Source organism: uncultured Gimesia sp. (assembly GCF_937910335.1).
Lineage (GTDB): Bacteria > Planctomycetota > Planctomycetia > Planctomycetales > Planctomycetaceae > Gimesia.
In genome coordinates this window covers 1-2,875 of record NZ_CALEMX010000581.1, presented here as the reverse complement: position 1 = coordinate 2,875, position 2,875 = coordinate 1, and the positions used below count along the sequence as shown (strand labels likewise).

The 2,875-nt window shown below is 45.6% G+C and carries 2 protein-coding genes; both read right to left on the bottom strand.

Annotation, left to right across the window (positions count from 1 at the left end):
• Nucleotides 1-1,358, bottom strand: a 1,358-nt coding sequence (locus tag Q0668_RS23730; RefSeq protein WP_298869028.1) for a hypothetical protein, incomplete at its 3' end; no start/stop codon positions are given.
• 106 nt (nucleotides 1,359-1,464) lie between these two features.
• On the bottom strand, nucleotides 1,465-2,598 hold the full coding sequence (locus Q0668_RS23725; RefSeq protein ID WP_298869027.1) for a hypothetical protein: 1,134 nt from the start codon (nucleotides 2,596-2,598) through the stop codon (nucleotides 1,465-1,467).
• Between the last annotated feature and the right edge of the window lie 277 nt (nucleotides 2,599-2,875).

The window sequence follows — 2,875 nt, the reverse complement described above, 5'->3', positions numbered from 1 at the left end:
AGTTCCTGATCGGATAATAATTCATCACGCACAGTACAGCGTGCGGCAATCCATCCCCCTTGATGCAAATTCAGAGAAAAAGTATGGGTTGCTTGAAAGCGATTCGTAATTTTGAAATTTTTCACCACGCGTCCATTTTGCACAATCTCAATCGACTGCAATGGCTGATTCGCAAGAGCAGCCACTTTAAATTGAAACGGTTTGGGATCAGTTCCCAATTCATCTGCTCCTAATTCTATGGCATCTCCCGGTTTCGATCCTTCGGCGCCCTCCAGAAAAAGCATCGGACCATTGCTTACAAAATTGCGACCCTGCTTCCAGGCTTCGTTAAACTCCGAAAGAGTCGCTGATGGATTGATGAGAACATAAGACCGATTATAACCCGCGGGTACCTGTTTGACTCCCGTGGCAGAACCTGCACCCGCTGATAGCTTCAATCCCCAGTTCAACAGACGGTAATAAGTGTCTGTATTCATGCGCAGCATGCCTTGCTCGGTATCAGCATACGTTGGGAAATGGGGAACGTTCAACAGATTGGAGTATTGGCTGCGCGGTTGAAAACGGTGCATGTGAAAGTTGTTGTTGCAAATATTGACCGTATGTACCAGACCCAGCAGCGCATCCAGGCCCACTTCGCGAGACCAGCCGCCCTGATAATGCACGAGGGCACCCTCTTCGACGGCATGTCTCAAAAAAAACAAATTCGGGCGGCCTTTCTCTGCAGGGTAGGGGAAGGGTCGAGCCAGGTTTTGGATATAAGCGGCCCCCCAACCAAATTCCAGTTCGGCATCATAGATACTGGCTGTCACATTTCTACCTGCAAAACTGAGCGAACGCGTTTTTCCTTTTCCCTCAGAGACAGGACGTTTCGGATCAGGACCATTCCACCAGGTCAATGAGGAAGCAAAATCCAGGCCTTCCGCAATGGCCATCGCTCCGACCGACTTCGCATCGACATGCAGATGATTTTCGGCACAAAGATAACCTCGTTGTTTCATATTAACCCAACGCTTAAGAAGCACCTGCATCTTAAGTCTGGTATCGGGTACGACAATCGTCTGTTTATACCGTTCAAATTCAAGTCCACGTTCAATACGCAATTCATATCTGCCAGCCGGAATCTCATACTGAATAGAACCATCCGACATGAACCAGTTTTCCGAGCCGATCGTCAGCACAACAGAATCAGAGGGTGTAGGACAAGTTCTGTCTTTGTCACGTAATAAAACACGACAGGGCAGGGAACGACCTGCTTCATCAACAATTGAAAGAGTCAGGGGGGCTGCATCAGCGATTCGACTCCCCACGAGACATATTGAAAATAGAACAGCAATCGGCATCAATAGTCGAGTGATCATGATTTGTTTTAGTCTCTGATGTGGCACAACAGGATGATTGACTAGTTCCGCTGGGGGTAGAACGACGAGACTCGCAGATGTCATTGTGAACAAGAGTCAGGAAAAATCAATTCTGATTGTTTTCTTCCTTTTTGATTAAGCTTCTTTTTCCATCTTTCACCTGATACACGGCAGTACCTGGTGGAAACTCCACTTTGGAAAAGACCTCTGGTGATATAGGCGGATCAAGCGAGACGCTTTTGACGTCGTTCTTTGTTCGCCACGATATTTTCTGCCGTCCCTCTTGTCGGAGAGTGAGTGAAGAAAAGCGATTAGTGTGTGATTTGACCGGATACCACACACCAGGACGAACCTCACGCCATGCATCAACAATGGACTCCCTGTTCGGCAATGTTTTTGAATCTTTGTAGTGATAGTATAATGTTCGTATGGGAATGAAGTTTCTATCTCGAGCCAGCCAGAGTTCTCCTCGTGAGAAAGGTGCTCCTTCGGCATCGATTGTCTCGATCACTATTTTCGTGCATTGCAGTCCCTGAAACTTCTCAGTCCCTACGATTCGAATATCAGCGATCCGAATTTTTGCCACCTTTTTTGTATAGACGGAAGAAACGGGAAACGCCGCTATGGATTCTACTCCTTTGAGACAAGAGGAGAGAGAGACTTTGCGATTACTCTCTTGGACATAAAATGTATGTAGACTCGCTTTGTTGGTTAAACCAGGCGGTTCTTCAGAAACCTCCCCTTTACTTGAGGCCCATTTGTATATGGTTTTCTTTTCAGCACTCATATCCTGTTTCAAGAATTTACGACGCGTCTTTCCGTCAAAAGCATCAATCGATTCATTGGTTCCGGTTGCTGTATAGCTGGATTTGCCAGGATTGTTAATATCCTTAGGCAGAGCCGGAAATATAAACATAAACCGTCCTTTTGACTGAGCTTGTTTGCGAAATTTCTTTCCTTGCGCAATCAGTGAGAATTCTATCTCAGATTGAATCGGTTTTAAAGCTTCAGCGAGGGAAGGAAAATTTTCATAAACTATCGTGCTGTTCGAAGTGAATTTCAGATTGGCATACAGTTTTTCATTTCGCTCTACCTCAAGAAGCAGTTTCTGAAGTGCATCAGCCTGCCCCGCCTTGCATTCTTCGCCTCGCGCAGAGAACGGCATGAAGATGACCATCAGGATTGTGGTAATGCAAATCGAAACAGTGAGTCGTTTCATCAGAAATATCTGGATCCGCATATTTCTCTCCCTTTGAACGAGAATGCCTGGAGAACGGAATTGTGTATCGAGGAAGCAAACCCCGTCTCCATTATGGTCGGTTCTTTATATGCTACCTTCATGAAAGCAACACGAACAGTGAAATATTCAGGAATTTCGTGGTAGTCAAAAACGAATATACTTAATCAGGAAATGTCTCTCAAAAGCAGTGACTGTCTTTACATAAGCCAACAGTACCACCCGAGATCGTTGCAATACATTGAGCGGATTAGCGCTTTTAATCAAGTCAGCTTTCATT

Excerpts from the sequence above, each read along its gene's own strand:
- Q0668_RS23725 (WP_298869027.1), bottom strand. The coding sequence starts at position 2,598 with ATGCGGATCCAGATATTTCTGATGAAACGACTCACTGTTTCGATTTGC.